This window comes from Acinetobacter sp. L-24, from assembly GCF_056857555.1.
Genome location: NZ_JBSXNI010000026.1, coordinates 79,972 through 86,375, shown reverse-complemented (window position 1 = coordinate 86,375; position 6,404 = coordinate 79,972). Strand labels below are relative to the sequence as shown.

Here is a 6,404-nt window from a genome sequence, read left to right as displayed (position 1 = left end):
TTACGCAGAATAACTTTCAACTTTTGCCAGTGTTGATCTGTCAGCATGGTACGAGGCATAGCGAATAGTAAAATTGGGTTTGGCGATTTGATTTTACTACTTCGCTATTTTTTTAAGCTAAAAGTGTCAACACACCCTATTAAAAGACATATAATTTTTTTCATCTCAAATTAAACATATAAACTATAAATGCTTTTTATTTTTATTAGATGAATTCAACCGTCCTGTTCTTTTTAAATAATACTTTTCTATTCTGAATATTGGGTTCATTATTTTATTATTGAGTTAGCAAAAACAACAAAAAGGATAGCAATATCCTTTTTGTTGATTCATTTTAAATCAGGAATGTAGTGTTATTGCTGTGCTTCTGCCAGATGACGTTCAGTCACGGCCTGTTCATATAAACGCTGTTCTTTTTCTTTATGCTCGACAGAGAAGCGGATCATCAACACACAACTTGCAGCAATCACCACCAAGCCACCCAGTACCATCAGGGTGGTTTGAATATCCAGCATGCCTTTTAACAGGAAACCTGCAGCTACCGCGCCGACATTGCCACCTGCTCCAATAATACCGGCCACACCACCCAAGGCATCACGGTCGATAAAAGGCACCAGTGCATAGGTTGCACCACATGCCATATGAGTAAACAAGGCAAATATAGTCATCGCCATAATAGCCAAGGTCGCGCTATTCATTTGCGAAAACAGAATAAGAAACAGACCTTCCAGCATGATCAAGGCAAACAGAACTTTGGTTCGACCATCCAGACCTTTTTGAATCGCGACTTTATCCGAAACAATGCCACCCAAGGCACGGGCAAACAATGCCAGTAAACCAAAAATTCCGGCAGCCATGCCTGCCTCTTTTAAGCCAAACTGGAAGTTGTCGACAAAGTACAAAGCAATAATGTTATGGATAAAAATTTCAATACCAAAACAGGCTGCATAAGCGCCAAACAGAATCCACACACGGTAGTTACGTGCGGCATGCATTAAGATGGCAAGGCCGCCTTTTTTATCGCTACCGACAGAAATACCTTGAGCACGGAGTTCTTTAAAATTACCTTGTGGACAGTCTTGTGTGAATTTCCAGTACAGTATCCCGACAATGATCATCAGAATACCTGGAACCAGAAGCGCAATTCTCCAACCCATTGCCTGTTCTACACCGAACATCACCAAAGCAGCCAGCATTAACGGCATCAGGGCTTGAGTCGCACCGCCACCGGCATTCCCCCAACCTGCTGTAGTTGCATTTGCCGTTCCCACCACATTTGGCGCAAACATGATACTGGTATGATATTGAGTAATCACGAAGCTGGCACCGATGGCGCCAATCAATAAACGGAAAAACAAGAAAGATTCATAACTGTTGGCCGACGCCACACCAAACACCGGAATACTGCCAATAATCAGTAAGGCGGTATAGGTTTTACGCGGACCGTATTTATCACACAACGGCCCCACGATCAGACGCACCAGAATTGTAATAGCGACTGCGGCAATATTGATATTGGCGATCTGCTCTTTGGTCAGGCTGAATTCACCGGCAATGACAGGCATTAAGGGTGCACAGGCAAACCACGCAAAGAAACAGACAAAAAAAGCGAGCCAACTCATATGGAAGGCCCGCATCGCTGAACTACTGAAGTTAAATAGACTTATTTTTGTTGCTTTATTGAGACTTGTATTTGAAGACATAGCCATTTCCTTACCAGAACTGAACGTATTTAAGTCACTGTGATGCACAAGGCATATCAGTAACGATCAGAACGGACGTCATTGGCCGTCATACAAATGTTGAGTCTTCTTTGACTTTAATCAGATATATGCATAGGTCATGCCAGATTATTTTTAACATAAAATAAACTATTCTTTTATATAAAATAATTTTTATTTCACTTTCAAATTTAGACTTTTCTTTCTTAAAAATAGAGAGAAAAATAGATATCTTCTGAGAAATTATGAGCAAAACAGCGATAGGATGACCTGCCCGGAGTCATTGCTGGTTTAAATCGGTGCAGGGCTGGATCAAATAATTTTTCCCTTTTCAAAATGCAGCAGTTGTGCCTGTAAATACGCCACTTCATCTACATGATGAGTCACATAAATTATGGGTAAATCTGTTTGATGAATCACAATTTTCAGAAAAGGTAAAATCTGGTTTTTCAGCTTTTGATCCAGTCCATTTAAAGGCTCATCCAAAAGTAATAGGTCGGGAGAAGATAAAAGTGCACGACCGATAGAAACGCGCTGTGCCTGTCCACCAGAAAGCTGATGCGCCCGATGCCGAAGCAGAGCCTTTAATTCGAGTAGCTCCACAATGTCTTCAAACATAAATTTCTGCTGACCTTTATTTTTTATATTTAGCTGTTCTGCATATTTTAAATTCTGCATGACATTCAGATGCGGAAACAGCAAGGCTTGCTGAAAAATCAGGGCAATTTTTCTTTGATGAACAGGAATATTCAGTTTCTGCTGATGATCAAATAATATTTTTTGCTGGAAATGAATAAAGCCTTGTGAAGGTCTTAATAGCCCTGCAATATTTTTTAAAAAGGTGCTTTTTCCACTTCCTGATGCTCCGACGATACCAATCAACTGCGTCTGCATATCCAGACTGGCCTGTAGCTGGAAATTTGCGTAATTAAACTGAAAATCACACTTCAGCATCTTAGCCCTCCAATTTACGTTGATACTTCTGCATAATCCAGTAATTTGCAATCAAGGCTGAAAAAGCCAGAATCAGAGATAAAATGACCAAACGCATAGCCATACTTTCTCCATCAGGCTGTTGTAATAGGCTATAAATGGCGATGGGAATCGTGCGGGTTTCTTCTGGAATATTGCCAACAAAGGTAATGGTGGCACCAAATTCTCCCAGACTGCGGCTGAAACATAAAATGCTACCGATTAAAATTCCAGGCAAAGCCAGAGGCAGGCTAATGCTACAGAATACCCGCCATGGTGCAGCGCCTAGAGATCCTGCCACCTGTTCTAATTGCCGGTTGATCATTTGAAAAGACAAACGAATCGGTTGTACCATTAAAGGAAATGCCACAATGATTGCTGCCAGTACCGCACCTTTCCAGTTAAATATCAGCTGAATTCCCCATGCATGCAGATATTGCCCTAACATCCCCTGATGACCAAACAGCAGGAGCAGAAGATACCCCAGTACCACCGGCGGTAGCACCATGGGCATCTGCAATATCGCCTCTACAAGAAATTTGGCCCTGAATTCATAACGCGCCAGTAACCATGCTACGGCGATAGCAAATGGCAGACACACCGCTGTGGCAAAGCCCGCTACTTTGGCTGAAAGCGCTAAGGCACTCAGTTCTTCTGGTGTAAGCATGAGCAGTTAGCCTACCTTAAGCTTAAAACCATATTTCTGGAAAATCTGCCTGGCCCTTGGACTCGTCTGGATAAATTCAGAAAATTGGACTGCTGCCTGATTTTTCTGGCCCTGCCGGGTTAAAGCGATTGGATACACAATCGGACGATGTGTACTGGCTGGAAATACTCCTGAAATTTTAACTTTTTTACTCATCAAGGCATCAGTTCTATACACAATGCCGACCTGACATTCGCCACGTTCTACAAAAGCCAAGGTTGAACGAACGCTATCCGTACCGACTATTCTGCCCCGAAGCGGATTCAACCACCCTAGCCGGGTTAAGCTTTGCTTGGCATATTTTCCGGCAGGCACCGATTCCATTTGTCCGGTACATAGATAGCCTTGAAAGGCTTTAGCAAGATTAAAGTCGGCTGACATTTTAAAATGATTTTTTTGCTGAATAGGACTAATCAATACGAGTTCATTCAAAAGCAAAGGTCGAATCTGACCGATCTGAATTTTTTGTTTCTTGATCAGATCATTCATCCAGTCCAGGTCTGCAGAGAAAAATAGATCACTGCTGGCTCCCGCCGCAATTTGTTTCGCCAATACCGAAGACGCAGCAAAAACCGGAACGATCTGGATGTCCCGATGCTGTTGCTCATATAGTCTGGAAATATCAGTAATCGCATTGGTCAGGCTGGCTGCGGCATATATTTTAACTGTTTCGGCATACAGCATGGGGCTAGTCAACAGCACGCCAGTGAGTAGAACTTTGAGTAAATCCATCTTTCTCATTCTATGTGATTCGAATATTGAGAATTGCGACAGGCATTTCAAATCAGTAAACCTTGTACCACATGCCCGGCTTGGATTTCTGTTGCTGCCGGAATACGTACCAGACAATTGGCCTGCATCAGATTACTCAACATATGCGACTGCTGTTTCGCCAGGCTTTTGAGCTTTAAAGTACCCTGATCAAATTCTGCAGCCATTCTTAAAAAACGTTCACGTGCATCCGCTTTCAAATCATGTGTCATTACCGCACTAAGCCATGCAGGTGACTGCTTTTGCCCTTGTAAGGCATTCAGTAAAGTTGCCGTATAGATTTGCATCCCGACATACACAGCAGCCGGATTTCCCGGCAAACCCAAGAGATAACAGTAACCTTGATCATCTCGACGATACTTGGCAAATAACATCGGTTTTCCGGGCTTCTGCTTCACTTTCCAGAAAATCTGCTCAAAACCTTGCTCCAGGGCAACAGGACGAATGAAATCATAATCACCCACCGAAACCCCGCCTGTGGTCAATATGAAGTCGTATTGGTTTTTAAGACGATGTATTAACGTTTGCAGCTCATACTCATTATCTGAAACATGCAGAATATCTACGTTTTGACCCTGTGATTGAAACCAGGCCTGAATCAGTGGAGCATTGGCGTCAAAGATTTTTCCGGAATTCAGGTCTTCAATGCTGGAAGCGACTTCATCTCCAGTAATCACAACAGCAATTTTAGGATAACGATAGACTGAAACCTGCTTTACGCCTGCCATGCTCAAAGCTGCAATTGCACCTACATGCAGTTTTTGACCTGCATCTGCCAGACGCTGCCCTTGTGCGATTTCCTCGCCTGCATCACGTATATCCGTATGAGGCTTTAGGTCTGTTGTAATAATGATTTGATTGGCATGGCATTTGACAATTTCCTGACGGGCGACCGTTGTAGTTCCTGCTGGAATCCTGGCACCGGTAAAAATCCGGACCGCCTGACCTGGCCGCAGTTCAATTTCAGTACTTTGCCCTGCCCGAATCTCTCCAATGAGTTCAAAAGTGCTGTGAGCACTAACATTTTCTGCACTACAAAGCGCGTAGCCATCTACAGCACTTTGTGAAAACAGCGGCAATGGAATAGCCGAATCAATCGCTTTTGCCAGATAGCGATTCAGAGTCTGAACAAGCGGCAGGCTTTCAGTTGCCAAGACATTCGTCTGCTCAAGTATCATCTGTAGTGCCTGATCAACAGAAATCAGTCCCGGCTCAGCACCGCAGGCTGAATGCGATATTGCCTGATTCATTGATAGCCCCCCGCATGTGGGATATTTTTTTGCACATCAAACAAGTGCACCAAAGCCGGAAGTACCGCGATCAGAGATTCTTTCGCACCCTGACGACTTCCCGGTAGGGTCATCACCAGACTGTTCTCAATATAGCCAGCCACGCCACGACTTAATGCTGCATAAGGGGTACGTTTTTGCCCAAAACTACGTGAAGCTTCCATTAAACCGGGAATTTCCCGTTGCAGCAAAGGTTGTAGGGTTTCGACGGTCAGGTCTTTAGGACCTAAGCCAGTACCGCCCACAGTTAGAATCAGCGGATACTGATTTTTCTGCTGTTCAATCAGGGTCAAGAGCTGTTCTGGGCTATCGGGAATAACCTGATAACTAATAGAATCAAAATTGGCTTCTTTTAAAATTTCCATTACGTTTTGTCCGGCAGTGTCCGGCTTTTTGCCTGCTGCAACCGTATCGGACAGCACAATAACCGAAGCGGACAGACTCTCTTTAAGTACGCGGGTAAAATGTGATTTTCCGCCTTTTTTCTGCTGCAACCTGCATTGATCCAGCGACAAATCTTCCGGTTCACAATGCGGCTTCAGCATGTCATACAAGGTCAGACCTGCCAGACTGACCGCTGTCAAAGCTTCCATTTCCACACCAGTTGGTCCAATGGTTTCAACAGTAGCAATAATTTCGACATGTGCATCACACAGTTCATATTCCACATCGGCACGATAAATCGGTAATGGATGGCACAATGGAATCAGCTCATCGGTCCGTTTGGCACCCAGAATGCCGGCAATACGTGCTGTTTTCAGGGCATCCCCTTTTTCAGTATTGCCATTACGCAGCAACTCAATGCAATGTGGCGGTGCATGCAGGATTCCAGTGGCAATTGCTGTACGGTAACTTTCTGCTTTCATCCCTACATTTTTCATGATTCATCCCAGGCTAATTTTTAAAATCTGTTTTAAAGTGATTCATCTTATGCATCCTCATTGG

Annotated in this window: 6 protein-coding genes; all 6 read right to left on the bottom strand. The window is 43.6% G+C overall.

All coding sequences use genetic code 11. The features are described 5' to 3' along the window. Positions 1 to 353: 353 nt before the first annotated feature. A complete protein-coding gene (locus tag AC13CK_RS02680; RefSeq protein WP_004646990.1) occupies positions 354 to 1,703 on the bottom strand; it encodes an MFS transporter in 1,350 nt (449 codons plus the stop codon). Positions 1,704 to 2,033: 330 nt separating this feature from the next. Next, positions 2,034 to 2,675, bottom strand: a complete 642-nt coding sequence (locus tag AC13CK_RS02675; protein WP_425878450.1) for an ATP-binding cassette domain-containing protein — start codon at positions 2,673 to 2,675, stop codon at positions 2,034 to 2,036. A gap of 1 nt (position 2,676) precedes the next feature. After that, a complete protein-coding gene (gene modB, locus AC13CK_RS02670) occupies positions 2,677 to 3,360 on the bottom strand; it encodes a molybdate ABC transporter permease subunit (RefSeq protein WP_004646992.1) in 684 nt (227 codons plus the stop codon). A gap of 6 nt (positions 3,361 to 3,366) precedes the next feature. Then, entirely contained in the window at positions 3,367 to 4,131 is a 765-nt protein-coding gene (modA, locus tag AC13CK_RS02665; protein WP_425878452.1) for a molybdate ABC transporter substrate-binding protein, read from the bottom strand. Positions 4,132 to 4,178: 47 nt separating this feature from the next. Next, positions 4,179 to 5,420 (bottom strand): molybdopterin molybdotransferase MoeA, encoded by a 1,242-nt coding sequence (locus AC13CK_RS02660; RefSeq protein WP_310078425.1) that lies wholly within the window; start codon positions 5,418 to 5,420, stop codon positions 4,179 to 4,181. Continuing rightward, positions 5,417 to 6,340: a bifunctional molybdenum cofactor biosynthesis protein MoaC/MoaB gene (gene moaCB / locus AC13CK_RS02655; RefSeq protein WP_004646996.1), complete on the bottom strand. Its 924-nt coding sequence runs from the start codon at positions 6,338 to 6,340 to the stop codon at positions 5,417 to 5,419. The genes AC13CK_RS02660 and moaCB overlap by 4 nt, the downstream gene beginning before the upstream one ends. Positions 6,341 to 6,404: the final 64 nt, after the last annotated feature.

Bases quoted from the DNA above. Each gene is read 5' to 3' on its own strand.
- AC13CK_RS02680 (WP_004646990.1), bottom strand. From the start codon at position 1,703: ATGTCTTCAAATACAAGTCTCAATAAAGCAACAAAAATAAGTCTATTT.
- AC13CK_RS02675 (WP_425878450.1), bottom strand. From the start codon at position 2,675: ATGCTGAAGTGTGATTTTCAGTTTAATTACGCAAATTTCCAGCTACAG.
- modB (WP_004646992.1), bottom strand. From the start codon at position 3,360: ATGCTTACACCAGAAGAACTGAGTGCCTTAGCGCTTTCAGCCAAAGTA.
- modA (WP_425878452.1), bottom strand. From the start codon at position 4,131: ATGGATTTACTCAAAGTTCTACTCACTGGCGTGCTGTTGACTAGCCCC.
- AC13CK_RS02660 (WP_310078425.1), bottom strand. From the start codon at position 5,420: ATGAATCAGGCAATATCGCATTCAGCCTGCGGTGCTGAGCCGGGACTG.
- moaCB (WP_004646996.1), bottom strand. From the start codon at position 6,340: ATGAAAAATGTAGGGATGAAAGCAGAAAGTTACCGTACAGCAATTGCC.